The organism is Nocardia ninae NBRC 108245 (assembly GCF_007990755.1).
In the GTDB taxonomy this organism is placed as follows: Bacteria; Actinomycetota; Actinomycetes; order Mycobacteriales; family Mycobacteriaceae; genus Nocardia; species Nocardia ninae.
In genome coordinates this window covers 1-18592 of the sequence record NZ_BJXA01000007.1, presented here as the reverse complement: position 1 = coordinate 18592, position 18592 = coordinate 1, and the positions used below count along the sequence as shown (strand labels likewise).

Sequence of the window (18592 nt, the reverse complement as noted above, 5' to 3'; positions counted from 1 at the left end):
TTTCACCGCATACGCGTGCGGTTCACCGCGCGCACACAAGGTTTCACCCGAACGACCCTCCGCCGAGCCCGGCGGAGGGTCGTTCGTCGGTACTGGGATAGATTCTGCCGAGACGATTCGAGGAGAACCCACACAATGTCGCAGGGCTATTGGCTGCCTACCGAATCCGGCTACGGCGCAACGGCTCTCGGTATCCCGCCTGCGCCGCCGAGCAAGAAGCCGGGGCGCGCGGTCCGGATCGGCATCGCCGCCGCGCTCGTCGTCGGCGTCGCGGTATGTCTGGTCATCGGCTTCTGGGTCAGCATGCCATCGGCGCCCGACGACGACACGATCGCCGCGGGCGATTGCGCGAAGGTATGGGGCACCACCAGCGACGCCGACCTGGAGAAGGTCGATTGCGTTGACCCGCAGGCCAATTACCGGGTGGCGGTGCGGGTGGACAACGGCACCGAGGCCTGCCCGAGCGGCGATTACGCGTACTACAAGCGCGCCGGGCTGGACGGTTACCGGCTGTGCCTTACCCTGAACGCCGCCGAAGGCGAGTGCTTCGAGGACCTGCCCGGCTCGATCAGCCGGAAGACGACCTGCGACCTCGGTAAATATCGGGTGGGCAAAATCGTTCGGGGAACGACGGATCGGATGACGTGCGGAACGGACACCACCGCGGAGTGGGCCCTGGTCTACCCGACGCCGGAACGGATGACGATCTGCATGCGGAAGCTGTGACAGTGATCGTCCACGATTTAATTTGCTGGACACGGCGGGTCCGTAACCACGATCATGCTCGGAGTGTCCGCACGTAATGAGCCTCTTCGGTTGATCGACCCGAGTGAGCCCTCGGTCGATCCCGCCGAGCGGCTGCCGTGGGCCGTCACCGTCGACTCCGCCTACTCCACCCGCGATACGATCGATGCCCTCGCGGTGAGTCCGTTCCTGCGCGGTGACCAGCCTTTCGCGCACATTGCGCGGTTCGAGCGGATCAATCCCGAGGCGCTGCTGCGCCCCGCGCACGGCCGGGTGGTGCGCTCGGTGCAGGACGACGACAGCAGCGCGGCCCTGGTGGTCGGCGCGGGCTGGTCGTTGCGCGCCATCCGCTGGTCGGGTGGGTCGGCGATGGTCGAGGTCACCGCCGAGACCGACGAACTGGCCGCCGCGGTGCTGGCCGAGTCGATCAAAGGCGCCGCCGCGCAGCCCGAGGTGGGCGAGACCATCGAGATGGGGTTCTGGCACATGAGTGGCCATGGGCCGCAACGTCGAGGGCACAGCATCTCGGCACCGGCGTGGTCCGCGATCCGCGGCAACTACCCCGGGGACGTCGCGGGGGCGCTGGATCGCCTGATGGCACTGACCGCAGCCGATGTGCGCGGCCGCCTGGTGCTGCTGCACGGACCGCCGGGGACCGGAAAGACCACCGCGCTGCGGGCGCTCGCGCGGGCGTGGGCGCCGTGGTGCCAGTTCGACTGCGTGCTCGATCCCGAGGTGATGTTCGGCAAGCCGGGCTACCTGATGGACGTGGCGGCGGGCGTCGACGGCGACGACGAGACCAAGCGCTGGCGCATGCTGGTGCTGGAGGACTGCGACGAGCTGATCCGGGGCGAGGCGAAAGAGACGGCGGGTCAGGGTCTTTCGCGACTGCTCAACCTGACCGACGGGATGCTCGGCCAGGGCAGGGATGTGCTGGTCGCGATCACCACCAACGAGGATCTGTCCCGGCTGCACCCCGCCGTCACCCGGCCGGGCCGTTGTCTGGCGCAGCTCGAAGTCGGCCGGCTGTCGCCCGCCGAATCGGCGGCCTGGCTCGCCAAGGAAAGGCATCCCGATACCCCGGCCGATGCCGCCTGCCCGGACGGTGCGACCTTGGCGGAACTGGTGGCGTTGCGCGACGGGGACACCCGGATTCAATCGGTCCGGGAAGATCCCATGAATTCCGGTCTGTATCTGTGATGCGTTAGGCGCTGGTTACCGGGCGCACCGAATCTCGCGTTATCCGCTAGATTCTGGGAGTTCGTTCGCCGTCACACGGTGAAATTGCTTGAACCCTGGGGAGGGGAAATCCATGACCACGCCACCGCCCAACTATCAAAATCCAGGACAGGGTTACGGCGGCCCGCCGGGTTATCCGGGAGCGCCGGGCGGCGCACCGGGTTATCCGCCGCCGCAGCCGGGCTACGGTCCGGCCTATCCGCCGCCGCAGGGGTTTCCGCCGCCCAACAATGGGTTTGCGCCCCCGCAGGGTTTTCCGCCGCCCGGCAATGGTTTTCCACCGCCGGGTTTTCCACCGCCCGGTCAGCCCGGCTTCCCGCCCGGCCCACCGCCGCAGCGTCCGCGCGGCCGTAGCGGTCTCAGCAAGGTGATCTCCTTCATCACGGTGTTCGTGGTGGCCGGACTCGTCGTCTTCGGAATTCGTACCGTGCTTGCCGCTGATGGCGACAAGGTCGACGTAGGCGAGTGCGCGAAACTGTCGGGATCGACGTACAAGGCCGAGTTCGCCACCAAGAATTGCTCGGACGCCGAAGCGAATTATGTGGTGGCACAGCGCATCGACGGCGTCAATAAAGACTGCCCCACCAAGGATTACGCCAGCTACTACCAGACCGGCCGAAATGGGTACACGCTCTGCCTTCGCCTCAATGTGAAGGAAGGCGACTGCATCGAGAGCGGCGTCCTCTCCGCCAGCACCAAGGTCGCCTGCACGAGCACGGCCGACTTCAAAATCGGGCGCATCATCCGCGGCAGCACGGACAAATCTGCGTGTGACACCGACGACAATGCCATCGTCTATCCGAAACCGGACCCGCTCACGCTGTGCCTGGTGTCACCGACGTAGCCGGTCGGTCGGCTCCGGCGCGACGACGCCGGCGTAGCGGCAGCACACCAGCACCGCGATCAGCGGCACGGCCATCGCGGTGGTCAGCGGGATCACCGCGGTGAGCCAGCCGATCACCGCGGGCCCCGCGAGCAGGCCCAGGTAGCCGAGACTGAAAACGCGGGACATGTCGGTCGCGGCCTTGTCGGAGCCGAGATTGCCTGCCGCGGTGAAGATCTGCGGGACGCTGCCGGACAGGCCGAGACCCATCAGCGCCCAGCCGGACAGGGTCAGCGGGATCCACGGGGACGCCATGATCAAGGCGAGGCCGAGCGCGGAGAGCAGCATGCCGTAGCGGACCACGGCGACCCTGCCGAAGACGCCGCTCACCCGATCGGCGGCCAGTCGGCCTGCGGTCATCGTGACCGAGAACGCGCCGAAGGCCAAGGCCGCGGTGGCCGCGTCGGCGCCGAGGTGTTCGCGTAGTTGCAGCGTGCTCCAGTCGCCGGCCACGCCCTCGGCGAGCAGCACTGAGAATGCGATTAGGGCCAGGGCCAGCACTTTTCGGTTGTGCTCTCGCTGATCGGTGATTTTCGCGGCCGACGTGTCTGCCGGGGAGTCCTCCGCAAAGGGCAGGCGTGGCTCGGCGTCTTTCACGACGGGTGGGCCAGGCTCGGAGTGCTTCGCGAGGGGCGCGTCTGGCTCGGCGTCCTTCATGACGGATGAGCCGTGCGTGGCTGTGCGCGGCGCGTAGTCGTCAACGGCCTCCGTAAGGATTCGCGCATCAGCAGCACGTTCGGCTGCCCGCGCCGTGTCGGTGTCGCGAAGCAATCGTGGCAGCACGAACAGGGTCAGTGCCACGCCGCCGATCGCCGCCAACCCCAACGTTATCCGCATGTCCCAACCTGCCCGCAGGGTCGCCGCGCCGAGCAGCGAACCGAGCAACCCGCCACCGGAGAACAGCGCGTGGAACGCGCCCATGATCGGGCGCCCGTACGCCCGTTCCACGTGCACCGCTTGGGTATTCATCGACACGTCCAGCGCGCCGTTGCCGAATCCGAAGCAGGCCAACGCGATCGCCAGGCTGATCGGACCGGTGGCAAGCCCGGGTCCGATCACCGCCGCCGACATGATGATCGCGGCGGCGGCAACCAGTGTCCGGCTACCGAACCGGTCCGCGAGCGGGCCCGTGATGCGCATGCCCACGATGCCCGCACCGGCCATCAGGAGGATGAACATCCCCAGCGTCGATTTCGCGACACCGGTCCGATCGGTGATCAGTGGAATGTGCACGACCCACATGGCCAGCAGGAACCCGTTCAAGCCGAACACCGTGAACACGGCGACGCGGGCCACGCGGGTCGGTCGATCGGCCGTCGGAGTCAGCACAGTTCCGACGGTACCGATCACAGTGCGGTGTTTCCCCACCCCCTCGGTGTCGACAAGAGGCCGGCCCCACCGTGCGGCATCCGGGGCGAGACATCGTCGGCCCGCCGGTCCGGAAACCGGATCGCGACGCTGCGATCCGGTTCCACGGGGTTGTCTGCACAGCCTCTACCTCTTCCAACCATCCACTAGCCCTGGATGTTCCAGATTCCCGTCGCGGCTGTCTCCCGGGCGTACTCGGTGAAATCCTTGGCCTCCCGGCCCAAAGCGCGGCGCACGCCGTCCGCGGTCTTCGAGTTCCGGCCGTCCAGGATCGTGCCGAACAGGTAGTCGAGCAGGCTCACCGCATCGGCGGGCACCTGGTATTCGGTCAGTGCCGCAACGAAATCCGTGCGGGAGACCGGGATGAACGCGATCTCTCGCCCGGTCGCCGCGGCGATCTCCGCGACGGCTTCGGCGAAGGTCAGTGCGCGCGGACCGGTCAGGTCGTAGACCTCGCCCTGATGCCCGTCCTCGGTGAGCGCGCGCACCGCGACATCGGCGATGTCGTCGGCGTGTACGAACGGTTCCGGCACATCGCCGTTGGGCATTGCGACTTCCCCGGCCAGGATGTAGTCGGTGAACGCGCCCTCGCTGAAGTTCTGTGCGAAGAAGCTGCACCGCACGATAGTCCATTCGAGGCCGGATTCCTGCACGATCTCCTCGCACTCCACCGCCTCCGGCTCGCCGCGGCCGGACAGCAGCACGAGCCGGCGCACCCCGCTCTGCACCGCCGCCGCGGTGAACGCGCGGATCGCGTCGGGGGCGCCGGGCACCGCGAGGTCCGGCTGGTAGGCGACGTAGACGGTGTGCACGCCGGCCAGCGCAGCGGGCCAGGTCCCGCGGTCCTCCCAGCTGAACGGAGTGTCTGCCGAGCGTGAGCCGATCCGGATCGGGTGGCCCGCCTGGGTGAGTCGAGTCGCGACCCGGCTGCCGGTCTTGCCGGTGCCGCCGGTGACGAGGATGCGGTGCTGGTCTGTGGTGCTGTTTGTCATGGTTGAAGTACACCGTCCACAGCCGAGACGAAACATAGTTCAGCGGCTCACAACCATGCGTCATCGTCTACTCTTGGGGGCGTGGATGCGCTCGCCAGTCTGCTCGAAGGCCCACGCGCCCGAGGTGCGTTCCTGATGTGCTCGTTGCTGAAACCGCCGTGGTCGCTGCGCATTCAGGACGAGGCCCCGCTCGCCGTGGTGTCGATGGTGCGCGGCGATGCCTGGGTGATGCTGGGCAAGCACAAGCCGCGGCAGTTGAGCGAAGGCGATGTCGCGATCTTCCGCGGGCCCGACCACTACACCGTCGCCGACGACCCGGCGACCGAGCCGCAGGTGATCATCCATCCGGGCAATGTGACAAAAACGCCCGACGGTGAAATCCTTTGCGAGACATTGAGTCTCGGCGTGCGCCAGTGGGGTACCGACGCCGACGGCGCGACCATGATCGTGACCGGAACCTACGAGTCGGCGGGCGCGGCCAGCCAGCGCCTGCTGCGCGCGCTGCCGCCGCTCATCGTGCTGCAGCGCGGCGACTTCGATACCCGGCTGCTCGATATCCTGGTCGACGAGGCCGTCAAGGACGAGCCCGCCCAGGGCGCAGTGCTCGACCGGCTGCTGGACATGGTGCTGATCGCCGCGCTGCGCGCCTGGTTCGCCCGCAACGACGCGCCCGCCTGGTACCACGCCTACAGCGACCCGCTGGTCGGCAAGGCGCTGCGCCTCCTGCAACACAATCCGGCGCACGGCTGGACCGTGGCCGGCCTGGCCGAGGCGGTCGGGGTGTCCAGGGCCGCGCTGGCCCGCCGCTTCACCGACCTGGTCGGCGAGCCGCCGATGTCCTTCCTCACCGAATGGCGGCTGGCGCTGGCCGCCGACCTGCTCGCCGAATCCGACGCCACCATCGAAGCCATTGCCCGCCAGGTCGGATACGGCAGCGCCTTTGCCCTGAGTACCGCCTTCAAACGCCAGTTCGGGGTCAGCCCGCGCGACCACCGGCAGGGCGCCGCCCCGGCTGAGCTATCGTCGGCCGGGTGACGCAGCAGTATCCGGTCCTCTGGCCGATGCCGACCCGCTGGGCGGACAACGACCACTACGGGCACGTGAACAACGTGACGTATTACTCGTACTTCGACACCGCGGTCAACGCGTGGCTGATGCACGCCACCGGCACCGACATCCGCGAACTCCCCGCGCTCGGCGTGGTCGCGCAGACCTCCTGCCAATACGTCGGCTCCCTGAGCTTCCCGGACCAGCTGCAGGTCGGCCTGCGCATCTCCCGCCTCGGCCGCTCCAGCATCACCTACGACCTGGCCATCTTCCGCGAGGCCGACAACGACCTCGAACTAGCCGCCACCGGCACCTTCGTCCACGTCTACGTAGACGCCGAAACCCGCAAACCCGTAGAGATCCCCGCCGTAATCCGCACCGCCGCCACCGCCCTCGTCACCGACGCCTAACCCCGAGCCGCACACTTTCTGATTTCCCGCACACGGAATCGCATGCGATTCCGTGTGCGGGAAATCAGAAAGTGTGCGCCTGTGTTGGTAGCGGCTGGAGCTGCGGCCGCGGGGGACAGGGGAGGGGCGCGGGGGTGATGGTGACGTGTGGGTGGGGGGAGTGGCGGGCCTGGTCTATGGCGCGTTGCCGCCGGCGAACCGCCGATTCGCCGGTGAGGTCTTGCCAGGTCCACCGGACCATTCGCAGACCGGCGTCGCGGAGCGCATCCTCACGAAGCTTTTCCTTGAAGACCACATCGCCGGGTTCTTGTCCAGGCTTCAGCAATCGGCCGTACTTGACCTGGCCGTCGAATTCGCCGACAACGCCTGTCTCCGGGTCGTAGAAGTCCACGCGTCCCAGGAATTCCCCTGTTGCGGAACGCACTTCGCCTTGTTGGGACGGTATCGGCAACCCATACCGCCAGAACATCACCCGGCTCCGCGATTCACCGACGCTCTCGCTGCGGGCATCGAGGAAATCGATCGTCCTTCGTGCCTGTGAGATCCCACTGCGGCGATGGGCGAATTCGAGTTCGAGCGCCAACTCCGACCCCGTAACGCCGAGCATCCGCAAAGCTGCGTCACCCGCGACTACAGCTTGCTCGAAGGGCAGGGTTCGGGCCAAGTCGACCATTGTTCGTGCGGGCGAGGTGGTCCACCAACCGTCGATCTCCACCACCCCGTCCGCGATAGGAGCGCAGTGGACTTTCAGTGCACGACGTACCCGTCCACCGTTGCGCCGGTTTCGCGTTACGTGGACCAGCTCCAAAGCTGTTGCCCACAAAGGCAATTTGTACAGTACGGCGGCGGACTGATGGCTGACGATGGTGTCTGAGGCTAACGCAGGTAGCGTCGACTCGATCAGAATGCGGTGTTGACCGGCACTGTCACGACTGCTGAAGTCAGCTTCCTCGATGTAACAGCCATGACCGAGGCGACGCCACTCCCGCCCGCGGTAAAGCTGGCGAATGTCGTGGTCGGTATACCCCCGGCTCAGCACGTTCCGGCGGAGCTGTATCTCGTCCATAGCGAACATCCTCACCTCCCCACGCCCACAGCCCTACCCCCCACCGCCCACCTGTGCACAACTCACCCCTGTGCATAACTCGCATCCACCAATCCTCGCGCACACTTTTTGATTTCCCGCACACGAAATCGCATGCGATTTCGTGTGCGGGAAATCAAAAAGTGTGCGGCTAGATCCGGCTCAGTAGGGTGAGCGGGTCCTCGAGCAGGCTCGCGACGGTGGCGAGGAAGCGGGAGGCGAGTTCGCCGTCGATCATGCGGTGATCGAAGCTGATGCCCAGGGTGGTGACCGAGCGGATCGCGAGTTCGTCGCGGAACACCCACGGCCGCTTGCGGATCGAGCCCAGGCACAGGATGGCCGCCTCGCCGGGATTGACCAGCGGCACGCCGGTGTCGACGCCGAACACTCCCACATTGGTGATGGTGAAGGTGCCGCCGCGCAGGTCGGCCGGGCTGGCGCCGCCCGATCGCGCGGTCTCGGCCAGCCAGCCGATCTCCCGGGTGAGGTCGCGCAGGCTCAACGAGTGCGCGTCCTTGATGTTGGGCACCAGCAGGCCGCGCTCGGTGGCCACCGCCAACCCGAGGTTCACGTAGTGCTTGGTGACGATCTCCTGATTCGCCTCGTCCCAGTAGGTGTTGATGCCGGGGAACTCCCGCAAGGCCGCCAGCGCCGACTTGGCGACCAGCGCGAGCGGGGTAAGCGCCAGCCCGGCAAAGGCTTTGGTGCTGCGCAGGTGGTCGATCAGCTCCATCGAGGCGGTGCAGTCGAGGGTGACGAAGGTGCTCGCCTGCGGGATGGTGCGGGCACTCGCCACCATGGCCGCCGCCGTGCGCTTGCGGACGCCGCTGATCGGTGTGCGAACCTCACGGGCCGGCTCGCTGGTATCGGCGGCGGCAGCAGTCTCCGGTCGACTCGCCGATGTGCGCGGTTGCGATACCGGGACCGCCCCGCGTACGTCCTCCACGGTGACGGCACCGCCGGGCCCCGAACCCGCGACGAACCACAGATCGATACCCAATTCGCGCGCCAGCTTGCGGGCGGCAGGCGTGGCAGCGGCCCTCGTGGTAGTCAGTTGCGGCCTGGTGCCGTCCGACACGGACTCTGCGACATCATCTTCGGAGTCGCCGGTCGTGTCTCGCGATCGCGCGGCAACCGATTCGGTCGAATCTGCCGGCGCGTCAACGGATTCGCCCTGTGGCGCAACGTCCTGTCGATTCTCCGCCGGCGTACCGTTCGGGGCTTGCTGCGAATCCGCTTCTGTGACAGCGGCAACGGGCCGACGGCGCCGCGACACGGCTTCACCCTCGGGCCCATAACCCACCAGCACGGCGGTCCGGCCCGCACCGGGTGCGTCGCTCGACACCTCGGCACCGTTCGCCCCACCTGCCTGCTCCGGCGCGGCGTCCGCCTCGTCGTTCTGCACGCGGATCAACGGCGCCCCGACGAGCACCGTCTCTCCCGGCTGCGCGAGCAACTCCACCACCTGCCCGGCGAACGGCGACGGCAGCGCGACCACCGCCTTCGCCGTCTCCACCTCGGCGATGGTCTGATTCAGCTCCACCGCGTCGCCGACAGCGACCGACCAGGACACCAATTCGGCGTCGGCCAGTCCTTCGCCGAGGTCGGGTAGCCGGAATTCCAGGACATTGCCCGGCTGCTTGGCGCGATCTTCCACGTGGACACCTCTCATAAAGGGTGGACCGGCGTCAGGCGGCGAGGGTTCGATCGACCGCGGCGAGGATGCGGTCCGGGTCGGGCAGGTGGAACTTTTCGAGCTTGGCTGGGGGATACGGGATGTCGAATCCGCCGACGCGTAACACCGGCGCCTCCAAGTGATAGAAGCAGCGTTCGGTGATCCGCGCGGCGATCTCCGCGCCGAGACCGGCGAAAACAGGTGCTTCGTGGGTGATGACCAGCCTGCCGGTCTTGGTCACCGACTCCTCGATGGTGTCGAAATCGATCGGCGAGAGACTGCGCAGATCGATCACCTCCAGCGAATGCCCCTCCTCGGCAGCGATTTTCGCGGCGGACAGCGCGGTGGCCACGGTGCCGCCGTAGGCGACGACGGTCGCGTCGGTGCCGGTGCTGCACACCCTGGCGCGATCGGCAGGCAGCTCGCCGTCGCGGTCGAGCGCGAGGAAGTCGACGTCGGCCTTGTCCCAGTAGCGCCGCTTGGGTTCGAAGAAGATCACCGGGTCGTCCAGCGCGATCGCTTGGCGGATCATCAGATACGCGTCGGCGGGGTTGCTCGGCGTCATCACCCGCAGCCCCGCGGTGTGCGCGAAATAGGCTTCCGGAGATTCCGAATGATGCTCCACCGAACCGATGCCGCCGCCGAACGGAATGCGAATCGTGATGGGCGCGTTCACCTTTCCCTGCGTCCGGTAGTGGATCTTGGCCACGTGCGAGACGATCTGGTCGAAGGCGGGGTAGACGAATCCGTCGAACTGGATTTCACACACCGGCCGGTAGCCGCGCAGCGCCATCCCGAAAGCCGTTCCCACGATGCCGGATTCGGCCAGCGGGGTGTCGATGACCCGGTTGTGGCCGAAGTCCTTCTGTAAGGCGTCGGTCACCCGGAAGACGCCGCCGAGGCGGCCGATGTCCTCGCCCATGAGCACGACCTTGGGGTCGTCCTCCAGTGCGCGGCGCAGTCCGGTGTTCAGCGCGCCTGCGAAAGTAGTGATCACGAAGGGACTCCTTCCGGTCTCGCGGCAGCCTCGCTGGGATCGCCAGCCAAGTACTGCGCGTACTCCCGTCGCTCCTCGGTGATGAGCGCATGCGGGGTGGCATAGACATGCTCGAACAGGTCCATCGGACCGGGGTTCGGCATCTCGATGGTGGAGGTGCGCACCTGCCGGGCGACCTCGTCGGCCCGTTCGGCGACCTCGCGCTGGAACGGGTAGTCGAACAGCGACTCACGCTCCAGCAGCCTGCGGAGCCGGTCGATCGGATCGCGGCGGGCCCACTCCTCGGTCTCCGCGGACGAGCGGTAGCGGGTGGGATCGTCGGCGGTGGTGTGCGGGCCCATGCGGTAGGTGAGCGCCTCGATGAACGACGGCCCGCCACCGGAGCGGGCGCGCGCCACCGCCTGCCGCGTCACGGCGAGCACCGCGAGCACGTCATTGCCGTCGACCTGGACGCCGGGGATGCCGTAGCCGTAGGACCGCCGCACGATCGGCGTCTGACTCTGCACCCGGACCGGCTCGCTGATCGCCCAGTGGTTGTTCTGGCACAGGAACACCACCGGCGCGCTCCAGCTCGCGGCGAAACCGAGCGCCTCGGCGATGTCGCCCTGGCTGCTCGCGCCGTCGCCGAAGTAGGCGATGGTCGCGATCTCGGCGCCGTCCAGGTGCGCGGCGTAGGCATAGCCGGTGGCGTGCAGGCCCTGCGAGCCGACGATGATGTTCGGGTTGGTCATGTTGACCGCGTTCGGATCCCAGCACGAATGCGCGACGCCGCGCCACATCCGGGTGATCTCGGTGGGGTGCACGCCGCAGCAGTAGGCGACGGCGGCCTCGCGGTAACTACAGAACGCATAGTCGTCCGGGTGCAGGGCGTGCGCGGATCCGACCTGAGTGGCCTCTTGGCCCAGTAGCGGGGCCCACAGGCCGAGCTGCCCCTGCCGCTGCAAAGCGGTCGCCTCGGTGTCGATGCGGCGGGTGACCACCATGTCCAGATAGAGCGCACGTAGCTGTTCGGGCCCGACGTCGGCGACCAATGCGGCGTGCTCTCGATCGAGCACACGGCGACCGTCGGGCTGGACCAATTGAACCGGGTACTCGATCTTGTCTGGCATCGTGACCGCCTCCTCATCAGGCAGGTGTGCTCTACCTCACAGCATCCACGATAATGCGATGTGCGCAAGTGATCGACACGCGAATACGCATAATGCTCAATTCTTACCGGCGCGCCGATGTCATACTGCGTCGTATGACCAGAGAAAACGTCGACGTGACCTTGGACGCCACCGACGCCAGACTCTTGCTGGAACTGGTCGCCAACCCGAGAGCCACCGGCGTCGAACTGGCCGCGCGACTCGGACTGTCGCGCAACACCGTGCAGGCCCGGTTGTCGCGCTGGGAGGCGGGCGGTGTGCTCGGCAGTTTCGAGCGCCGGGTGCAGCCGCGCGCACTGGGCTATCCGCTGGCCGCGTTCGTCGCGGTGGTCGTCGATCAGCACCAATTGGACTCCGTCGTAGACGAACTCGCCGAGGTGCCCGAGGTGACCGAGGTGTGCGGCATGACCGGGCTCACCGATCTGACGGTGCGGGTGGTCGCCAGGGACGCCGATGACCTGTACCGAATCGCCGGGCAGATATTGAAGATTCCCGGCGTGGAGCGCACCAATATGGCGTTGGTGATGCGTGAGCTGGTCGGCCCGCGCACCGCGCCGCTGCTGCATCGACTATCGCGCGGTAACTAACCGCACGCGGGCCGGTGTGACCCCCGCTAGGGTGCGGGAATGGAGATTTCGGGCAAGGTTGCGATCGTCACGGGGGCCGGTGCGGGAATCGGTGCGGCCTTGGCGCGCAGGTTGGTTGCCGACGGAGCGCGGGTGGTGCTCGCCGACCTCGATGCCGACGCGGCGACCCAGGTCGCCGAGTCCCTCGGTGCCGCCGCGGTCGCGGTCGGCGGGGACGTCGCCGACGACCAGGTGATCCGCGGGCTGATCGATCGCGCCGAGGCCGAATTCGGCCCGGTAGACCTCTATTTCGCGAATGCGGGCATCGCCGGTGGTGCGGGGCTGGACAGCACCGACGCACAGTGGTCGGCGGCGCTAGAGGTCAATGTGCTCGCCCATGTCCGCGCCGCGCGACTGCTGGTGCCGGGCTGGCTGGCGCGCGGGACCGGTTACTTCGTGTCCACCGCGTCGGCGGCGGGATTGCTCACCCAGCTCGGCTCCGCGCCCTACTCGGTGTCCAAGCACGCCGCCGTCGGATTCGCCGAGTGGCTCTCGGTCACCTACGGCGACAAGGGCATTCGGGTGAGCTGCGTCTGCCCGATGGGCGTGGACACCCAACTCCTGCACACCGGCTTCGTCCCCGGGGAGCACGCCGCCGATGCCGAACTCGCCGTTAAGGCCGTGAAAACCGCTGGGGCGGTGCTCTCCCCGGACCAGGTCGCCGAAATCATCGTCGCCGGCGTCGCGGCCGAGCACTTCCTGATCTTGCCGCACCCCGAGGTACTGAAGATGTACCGCCACAAGGGCACCGACTACGACCGCTGGCTCGACGGCATGCGCCGCTTCCAAGCCGCCCTGCAAGGTTGAGTCGGCGAGCGTCCAGGTGTGATGTCACGCGGGGGAAACATTGGGGGCGCTCGACGTAAAGAAGACCGGCTAGTTCTATAGGTATGGCAGAGGGAACTCATCCCGTCGATAGCAGGTTGCCGTTCGGGCGGCAGCTCACCTTCGGCATCCAGCACGTGCTGATCATGTACACCGGCTGCATCACGGTGCCGCTGGTGTTCGGGGCGGCCGCCGGGCTCGACCGGGCGACTATCGGCCTGCTGATCAGCGCGGATCTGCTGATCGCGGGGGTGATCACGCTGGTGCAGAGCCTCGGGGTCGGCAAGCTCGCGGGTGCGCGGCTGCCCATCATCTGCGGTGCCACCTTCATCGGCCTCGATCCGATGATTCTGATCGCCAAGGAGTACGGGCTCCAGGCGGTGTACGGGTCGATGATGATCGGCGGTGTGGTCGGCGTGGCGCTGGCGGTGCCGTTCGCTCGTCTGGTGCGGTTCTTTCCGCCGCTGGTCACCGGGACCGTGCTCACCGTGGTCGGCGTCTCGCTGATCGGGGTGGCCGGTGGGCTGATCATCGGCAACGATCCGAAGGCGGCCACGTTCGCCGCGCCATCGCATATCGGTCTCGCCGCTGTCGTCTTCCTGATCGCCGTCGGGTTCCTGTGTCTGGGGCGCGGCATGGTCGCTCAGCTCGGGGTGCTGATCGGCTTGGCGGTCGGCATTGTCATCGCCATCCCGATGGGCCTGGTCGACACCGACGGCATCGCGGGGGCCGACTGGGTGGGGCCGCCGAAGCCGTTCCACTTCGGCGCGCCGGAGTTCCCGATCACCGGCGTGGTCGCGATGAGCGTGGTGATGGCGGTGGTGTTCGCGGAGTCGACGGCGAGCATGCTGGCGATCAGTGAGATCACCGGAAAGCCGATCGGTAAGGGCGATTTGGCGCGCGGGCTGGTCGGCGACGGGCTGTCCGGCGTGCTCGGCGGGGTGTTCACCTCGTTCGTGGACACGATCTTCAACCAGAATGTCGGGGCTGTCGCGGCAACCCGGGTCTTCAGCCGCTACGTCACCGCCACCAGCGGGGCGATTCTGGTGGTACTCGGGCTGATGCCGCGCTTCGGCGCGATCGTTGCTGCGATCCCCGAGCCCGTGGTCGGCGGGGTCGGACTGGTGCTGTTCGCGACCATCGCGATCGTCGGCATCGACACGCTGCGTAAAGCGGATCTCGCCGACCGGGTCAACGCCACCATCGTCGCCACCGCAATCGGCGTCGGCTTGCTGCCGGTCATGGCGAAGGACATGTTCGTCCACTTTCCTTCTGCTGCCCAGATTCTGCTCACCAGCGGCATAACCCTGGGCGCGGCAACATCATTCACTCTCAACGTGCTCTTCAACCACACTCGGCTCGGCGTCTTTGCCCGAGGGAAAACCGCAGCCGCCACCCCTCATGCCAGCACTGAACTCCCGGCCAGCACCGACCCCTCGGCCGTCGCCGAACCTCCGGCCATCGCCGAACCACGCCACGACTTGCCCTCCCCGGCTCCCGCCTGACGACGACCGCCGTGAGTGGCACACCACGGGGAACCTTCTCGACATTTGCCGCCACCACGTGCCACTCGCCGAGGGTCCGTGCCCGGTAGGCGGCTACGCCTCGGGCGCACCCTGGCCGCAGTCGGCTTCGCACACGCCACTCGGCTGTTCACACCCCGGTGGGATCGGCACCCGCGCCGGGATTCGTCATGCCCTGTGCGGGTTGGCCGGGGTTGGACCGGGTTCGCGGCGGCGCGGTGCCGGACTGTCAGGCGCGGTGACTGAGGACCTTACGAACTACCAAGCCTGCGATTAGAGCCCAGAAAGCGGCGCCGACCCCGAGGAACCCGACACCGGACGCGGCGATCAGGAAGGTGACGATGCCTGCTTCGCGGTGTTTCTCGGAGGCGAGCGCGCCGGTCAACGCGGCGGCGAGTGTGGCCAGCAAGGCAAGGCCCGCAACGGTTTCCAGAACGCCTTTCGGCGCGGTGGCGATGAAGGTGACCAGGGCTGCCGAGCCCAGCGCGAGCACCAGATAGAGAGCGCCCGCGGTGAAGGCGGCGGTCCACCGCTTCTTCGGATCGGGATGGGCCGAGGGCGCAGCCGAGAGTGCGGCGCTGATCGCGGCCAGGTTGATGGCGTGACCACCCGCGGGCGCGCCGACGATGGTGCCGATACCGGTAACGGTCATGGCCGCCCGCCACGGGACCTGGTAATCGAAGGACTTCATGACCGCGGTCCCCGGAATGTTCTGCGACGCCATGGTGACGATGTACAGCGGGATCGCCACACCGATCATCGCCTGCCAATTCCAGTGCGGCAGTGTCAGTTCCACTGAGGGCACCATCGCGGCGAAGTCGAGATGCTTGTGCTGCGCCGCGATACTGATGCCCGACCCGATCGCCGCCGTGGCGAACGCCGCGATCACCGCCCACCGCTTGGCCACCCGTTGCAGCACCAGCCACACCAGGATCACCGGAACCACCACCGACGGACTGGTCCGTATCGCTTGCACCGGTGCCAGGCACAGCGGCAGCAGCACTCCGGCCAGCATGGCCTGCGCGATCTCCACCGGGATCGCGGCGACCAGATTCCCCAGTCGCTGCCACAGGCCGGTGATCACGATCAACACCCCAGCGATCACGAACGCGCCGACTGCGGCGGGCCAGCCGCCGACGACCGCACCCGTGCTCGCCAGTAGCGCGGCGCCGGGCGTGGACCAGGCCAGCGTGATCGGCATCCGATACCGGTAGCTCAACAGCATCATGCCGATCGCCTGCGTCACGCAGACCGCGAACAGCCCCGACGCCGCCTGTGCCGCATTCGCACCTACCGCGGTCAGTCCGCTTAGCACCACGGCGAACGCGCTGGTGAAACCCACCAGTGCGGTGACCGCGCCGGCACCCAGCGGCTGGGCGAGACCCACCTTCGGGGCCAGAGGCTCTTTGTCCAGCTCGGCGGGTGCCTCGGTGGTCGGGGAAAGGTTCGACATTGTGGCGATCCTGCCGGTAACTGGACTGCTCCGTCACGGGCCAGTCGGCCGAAACTGGACCGAATTGCCGAACGGTCGCCACCGGGCCCTGTGTCGGAGTCCCATCCGGCCGGACTCCGGCACAGGGCCTACGACGACACGCCGTAATCGTCCCGTCCTACCGGCGAGTAGCGCTGGGGTGCAGCCACATTGCCCAGTTCAGATGCGTAGTCTGAGGGGTATTCGGTGCGCGAGGGTGCGATTACTGGACTAGGAGCTGGGTTGAGCGCGGTACTGATCTCGCCGAAAGAGCTTCGGGAAGTGTTGTCGGACAAGCGGGTTCGCCTGCTGGATGTCCGATGGGCGCTGGGCGACCCGGACGGCCCGCAACATTATCTGAACGGCCACATCCCCGGCGCGGTGTTCGTCGACATGGAAACCGAGCTGGCCGCGCCGCCGTCGCCGACCCGCGGCAGGCACCCGCTGCCGGATATCGGGCAGCTGCAGAAGTGTGCGCGCAGCTGGGGCATTTGCCAGGACGATCCGGTGGTCGTCTACGACGCGACCGGCGGCATGGCGGCCGCCCGCGCCTGGTGGCTGCTGCGCTGGGCGGGCATCGCCGACGTGCGCATCCTCGACGGCGGACTGCCCGGCTGGACCAACGTCGGCGGCGAACTCGCCACCGGCACCGAACCCGACCCCGAACCCGGCGATGTCGAGCTCAGCCCGGGTCACCTGAAGGTCATCGATGCCGACGCGGCCGCCCGCTGGCGCGGCGTCCTGCTCGACGCCCGCGCGGGCGAGCGCTACCGCGGCGAGGTCGAGCCGATCGATCCGCGCGCGGGCCACATCCCCGGCGCCATCAGCGCCCCCACTGCCGAAAACCTGGATGCCAACGGACATTTCCGCGACCCGGCCGAATTACGTGACCGCTTCGCCGGATTCACCGCCGAACCGGTCGCGGTGTACTGCGGCTCCGGCGTCACCGCGGCTCACCAGGTGGCGGCGCTGGCCGTGATCGGCATCGACGCGGCGCTGTACCCGGGTTCCTGGTCGCAATGGTCGAACGACCCGAAGCGGCCCGTCGCGACCGGCAGCTGAGCTCAGGGACAGGTCCGCGCGACACCCTGCAACGCGATGTTGTCGGCCGCGGTCAACGGTAGGTCGTAGCGCGCGGCCGCGGCGAGGTACTTGCCCGCGTAGAAGCAGTGATTGGCGCGCGCCGGCGGCAGCCACTCGGCGGGCGTCTTGTCGCCCTTGGCCTGGTTGGTGCGCCCCTCGGTGGCGAGCAGGTTGACCTCGACGTCGTTGGCGAAGCGGACGCGGCGCTCGAGCGGCCAGTGGGCGGCACCGAGATCCCAGGCGGCGGCCAGCGAGTACACGTGGTCGATCTGCACGTCGTTGGCGTCGGCCTTGTCGAAGCGGATCTGCTTGCCGGTGTACGGGTCGTGCAAGAGGCCGCCGACGACCACGCAGTCGCGGGTGCCCGGCCGGAAACGCACCTCGGTGAGCTGCACCGCGAGCACGTTGTTGCGGGTGTCGCAGCCGTCGTGCCCGCCGGGGGCGTCGTTGTCATCGGTCCAGGCGGGCCCGAATACGCAGCCCTGTCCCGGCTTGCAGCCACGGTCGTAGCCGCCGGGATGCGGCCGGTCCGGCACTACCCGCACGGCGGCGAGCAGCTGCTCCAACTCCACCCGCGGCGGACTGCCGGGCGCGGGTGCCACCGGCGCCACGCCGAGCTGGTCGCAGCCGACGGTGAACAGCACGACGAGCGCGCCGAGCAGCCAACGCCGAAGGTCCATGGCGCCAGCTGTACACGGATGGACCGACATTCGTAGAACCCGTAGCGAGAGCAGTTGTCAGGAACGGCGCAGAACAACCCTCACAACCAGGCGCGGGCGAGCAGGTCGTCGTCGGCGACCTCGCTTGCCCGCGGTGGGAACCGGGTGGCCGAAATCGACTCGGCGTTGGCACCGTCGTGCCCGATCAGCCACGAGCCGCCGCGCTCCTCGCACTCGGCGAGCTTGGCGAAGGTGGCGAGCAGGAAGGTGATGGCCTCGTGCGGGTCGAGGGTTCGGGCCAGGCGCTGTGATTCACCGGGGCGGGACAGGTCCAGCCACACGCCGGACTGACCGTCGAGCCGCATGCCGACCATCTTCTCGGCGTTGATGAAGGTGAATTTGCGCCGCTCCCACGGCGTCGTCGGCGTGAAGCTCTGCTCGAGAACCTGGAGCAGAATCGTCATGATTGCCTCCGTTGACCAGCGGATATCCAAGTATGTTCCGCCGCGCCGCAGAAAGCCAGACCGGCGCGATCGCGGTGGGTGCGCCGGTGTCGGACCCACCTGCTTGGATGGGCTGATGCTGCACGGTCTGTGGTCGCCGGGCTCCGGGTTGCTGCTCTGGCACGACGCCCCCCTCGCCGCGCTGCCCGACCCGTTGGGCAGCGTATTGAGCGCGTCGAAATTCCGGCACCGGGCAGACGTGCTGGTCATCGGGCCGGACGGCACGGCGACCGAGCAGGTCCGCGCGCACGCGATGGCGCCCGCGGCCGCGGCGGCGGCGTTGCGGCAGCGACTTCCGGCCGAGGCGGTGGCGGG

The 18592-nt window shown here is 67.9% G+C and carries 19 protein-coding genes; 10 read left to right on the top strand and 9 right to left on the bottom strand.

What is annotated here, in order from left to right:
* Positions 1-135 precede the first annotated feature (135 nt).
* The 3 genes from NN4_RS07590 to NN4_RS44855 all read left to right on the top strand — a co-directional run bounded on the left by NN4_RS07590 (position 136) and on the right by NN4_RS44855 (position 2827).
* On the top strand, positions 136-726 hold the full coding sequence (locus NN4_RS07590) for an LppU/SCO3897 family protein (protein ID WP_147129255.1): 591 nt from the start codon (positions 136-138) through the stop codon (positions 724-726).
* Between the two features lie 90 nt (positions 727-816).
* Positions 817-1944, top strand: a complete 1128-nt coding sequence (locus tag NN4_RS07585; RefSeq protein WP_147129254.1) for a DUF5925 domain-containing protein — start codon at positions 817-819, stop codon at positions 1942-1944.
* 112 nt (positions 1945-2056) lie between these two features.
* Entirely contained in the window at positions 2057-2827 is a 771-nt protein-coding gene (locus NN4_RS44855) for an LppU/SCO3897 family protein (RefSeq protein ID WP_186818317.1), read from the top strand.
* On the opposite strand, the gene NN4_RS07570 is transcribed toward NN4_RS44855, so the two are convergent.
* Together NN4_RS07570 and NN4_RS07565 are read right to left on the bottom strand one after the other, a co-directional pair.
* Positions 2816-4195, bottom strand: coding sequence for an MFS transporter (locus NN4_RS07570; RefSeq protein ID WP_246180763.1), 1380 nt, complete (start codon positions 4193-4195; stop codon positions 2816-2818). The two genes, NN4_RS44855 and NN4_RS07570, sit on opposite strands and share 12 nt — an antisense overlap.
* Positions 4196-4380: 185 nt before the next feature.
* On the bottom strand, positions 4381-5226 hold the full coding sequence (locus tag NN4_RS07565) for an SDR family oxidoreductase (protein ID WP_147129251.1): 846 nt from the start codon (positions 5224-5226) through the stop codon (positions 4381-4383).
* Between the two features lie 81 nt (positions 5227-5307).
* On the opposite strand from NN4_RS07565, the gene NN4_RS07560 reads away from it, so the two are divergent.
* Together NN4_RS07560 and NN4_RS07555 are read left to right on the top strand one after the other, a co-directional pair.
* Positions 5308-6261 carry an AraC family transcriptional regulator gene (locus NN4_RS07560; RefSeq protein ID WP_135235023.1) on the top strand — a complete coding sequence of 318 codons (954 nt, stop codon included), beginning with the start codon at positions 5308-5310 and terminating at the stop codon, positions 6259-6261.
* Between the two features lie 26 nt (positions 6262-6287).
* The gene (locus NN4_RS07555; protein WP_147129371.1) at positions 6288-6683 is read left to right on the top strand and encodes an acyl-CoA thioesterase; all 396 of its coding nucleotides are present in this window, start codon (positions 6288-6290) and stop codon (positions 6681-6683) included.
* Positions 6684-6747: 64 nt separating this feature from the next.
* Here the strand turns inward: NN4_RS07555 and NN4_RS07550 are convergent, their stop codons facing one another.
* The 4 genes from NN4_RS07550 to pdhA form a co-directional block, all read right to left on the bottom strand.
* Entirely contained in the window at positions 6748-7749 is a 1002-nt protein-coding gene (locus NN4_RS07550; protein WP_246180762.1) for a hypothetical protein, read from the bottom strand.
* A gap of 169 nt (positions 7750-7918) precedes the next feature.
* Complete coding sequence (locus NN4_RS07545) at positions 7919-9439, bottom strand: dihydrolipoamide acetyltransferase family protein (protein WP_186818316.1); 1521 nt, start codon at positions 9437-9439, stop codon at positions 7919-7921.
* A gap of 16 nt (positions 9440-9455) precedes the next feature.
* Positions 9456-10439, bottom strand: coding sequence for an alpha-ketoacid dehydrogenase subunit beta (locus NN4_RS07540; RefSeq protein WP_147129248.1), 984 nt, complete (start codon positions 10437-10439; stop codon positions 9456-9458).
* Complete coding sequence (pdhA, locus tag NN4_RS07535; protein ID WP_147129247.1) at positions 10436-11548, bottom strand: pyruvate dehydrogenase (acetyl-transferring) E1 component subunit alpha; 1113 nt, start codon at positions 11546-11548, stop codon at positions 10436-10438. The genes NN4_RS07540 and pdhA overlap by 4 nt, the downstream gene beginning before the upstream one ends.
* Before the next feature lie 134 nt (positions 11549-11682).
* Between pdhA and NN4_RS07530 the strand changes: the two genes are divergently transcribed.
* The 3 genes from NN4_RS07530 to NN4_RS07520 all read left to right on the top strand — a co-directional run bounded on the left by NN4_RS07530 (position 11683) and on the right by NN4_RS07520 (position 14543).
* Positions 11683-12174 (top strand): Lrp/AsnC family transcriptional regulator, encoded by a 492-nt coding sequence (locus tag NN4_RS07530; RefSeq protein WP_107660062.1) that lies wholly within the window; start codon positions 11683-11685, stop codon positions 12172-12174.
* Between the two features lie 39 nt (positions 12175-12213).
* Positions 12214-13020, top strand: a complete 807-nt coding sequence (locus NN4_RS07525) for an SDR family oxidoreductase (RefSeq protein WP_147129246.1) — start codon at positions 12214-12216, stop codon at positions 13018-13020.
* A gap of 83 nt (positions 13021-13103) precedes the next feature.
* On the top strand, positions 13104-14543 hold the full coding sequence (locus NN4_RS07520) for a uracil-xanthine permease family protein (protein ID WP_147129245.1): 1440 nt from the start codon (positions 13104-13106) through the stop codon (positions 14541-14543).
* A 247-nt stretch (positions 14544-14790) separates the two neighbouring features.
* On the opposite strand, the gene NN4_RS07515 is transcribed toward NN4_RS07520, so the two are convergent.
* Positions 14791-16014, bottom strand: a complete 1224-nt coding sequence (locus NN4_RS07515; protein WP_147129244.1) for a benzoate/H(+) symporter BenE family transporter — start codon at positions 16012-16014, stop codon at positions 14791-14793.
* A gap of 261 nt (positions 16015-16275) precedes the next feature.
* On the opposite strand from NN4_RS07515, the gene NN4_RS07510 reads away from it, so the two are divergent.
* Positions 16276-17094 (top strand): sulfurtransferase, encoded by an 819-nt coding sequence (locus NN4_RS07510; protein WP_147129243.1) that lies wholly within the window; start codon positions 16276-16278, stop codon positions 17092-17094.
* 2 nt (positions 17095-17096) lie between these two features.
* Here the strand turns inward: NN4_RS07510 and NN4_RS07505 are convergent, their stop codons facing one another.
* Both NN4_RS07505 and NN4_RS07500 read right to left on the bottom strand, forming a co-directional pair.
* Entirely contained in the window at positions 17097-17795 is a 699-nt protein-coding gene (locus tag NN4_RS07505; RefSeq protein ID WP_147129242.1) for an HNH endonuclease family protein, read from the bottom strand.
* Between the two features lie 80 nt (positions 17796-17875).
* The gene (locus tag NN4_RS07500) at positions 17876-18238 is read right to left on the bottom strand and encodes a hypothetical protein (protein WP_135235032.1); all 363 of its coding nucleotides are present in this window, start codon (positions 18236-18238) and stop codon (positions 17876-17878) included.
* Positions 18239-18353: 115 nt separating this feature from the next.
* Between NN4_RS07500 and NN4_RS07495 the strand changes: the two genes are divergently transcribed.
* Positions 18354-18592, top strand: a 239-nt coding sequence (locus NN4_RS07495) for a hypothetical protein (protein ID WP_147129241.1), incomplete at its 3' end; no start/stop codon positions are given.

What these genes read in the sequence shown, in the direction of transcription:
- pdhA (WP_147129247.1), bottom strand. Translation starts at nt 11,548, where the DNA reads ATGCCAGACAAGATCGAGTACCCGGTTCAATTGGTCCAGCCCGACGGT.
- NN4_RS07550 (WP_246180762.1), bottom strand. Translation starts at nt 7,749, where the DNA reads ATGGACGAGATACAGCTCCGCCGGAACGTGCTGAGCCGGGGGTATACC.
- NN4_RS07525 (WP_147129246.1), top strand. Translation starts at nt 12,214, where the DNA reads ATGGAGATTTCGGGCAAGGTTGCGATCGTCACGGGGGCCGGTGCGGGA.
- NN4_RS07555 (WP_147129371.1), top strand. Translation starts at nt 6,288, where the DNA reads ATGCCGACCCGCTGGGCGGACAACGACCACTACGGGCACGTGAACAAC.
- NN4_RS07530 (WP_107660062.1), top strand. Translation starts at nt 11,683, where the DNA reads ATGACCAGAGAAAACGTCGACGTGACCTTGGACGCCACCGACGCCAGA.
- NN4_RS07520 (WP_147129245.1), top strand. Translation starts at nt 13,104, where the DNA reads ATGGCAGAGGGAACTCATCCCGTCGATAGCAGGTTGCCGTTCGGGCGG.
- NN4_RS07545 (WP_186818316.1), bottom strand. Translation starts at nt 9,439, where the DNA reads ATGAGAGGTGTCCACGTGGAAGATCGCGCCAAGCAGCCGGGCAATGTC.
- NN4_RS07500 (WP_135235032.1), bottom strand. Translation starts at nt 18,238, where the DNA reads ATGACGATTCTGCTCCAGGTTCTCGAGCAGAGCTTCACGCCGACGACG.
- NN4_RS07565 (WP_147129251.1), bottom strand. Translation starts at nt 5,226, where the DNA reads ATGACAAACAGCACCACAGACCAGCACCGCATCCTCGTCACCGGCGGC.
- NN4_RS07505 (WP_147129242.1), bottom strand. Translation starts at nt 17,795, where the DNA reads ATGGACCTTCGGCGTTGGCTGCTCGGCGCGCTCGTCGTGCTGTTCACC.
- NN4_RS44855 (WP_186818317.1), top strand. Translation starts at nt 2,057, where the DNA reads ATGACCACGCCACCGCCCAACTATCAAAATCCAGGACAGGGTTACGGC.
- NN4_RS07590 (WP_147129255.1), top strand. Translation starts at nt 136, where the DNA reads ATGTCGCAGGGCTATTGGCTGCCTACCGAATCCGGCTACGGCGCAACG.
- NN4_RS07515 (WP_147129244.1), bottom strand. Translation starts at nt 16,014, where the DNA reads ATGTCGAACCTTTCCCCGACCACCGAGGCACCCGCCGAGCTGGACAAA.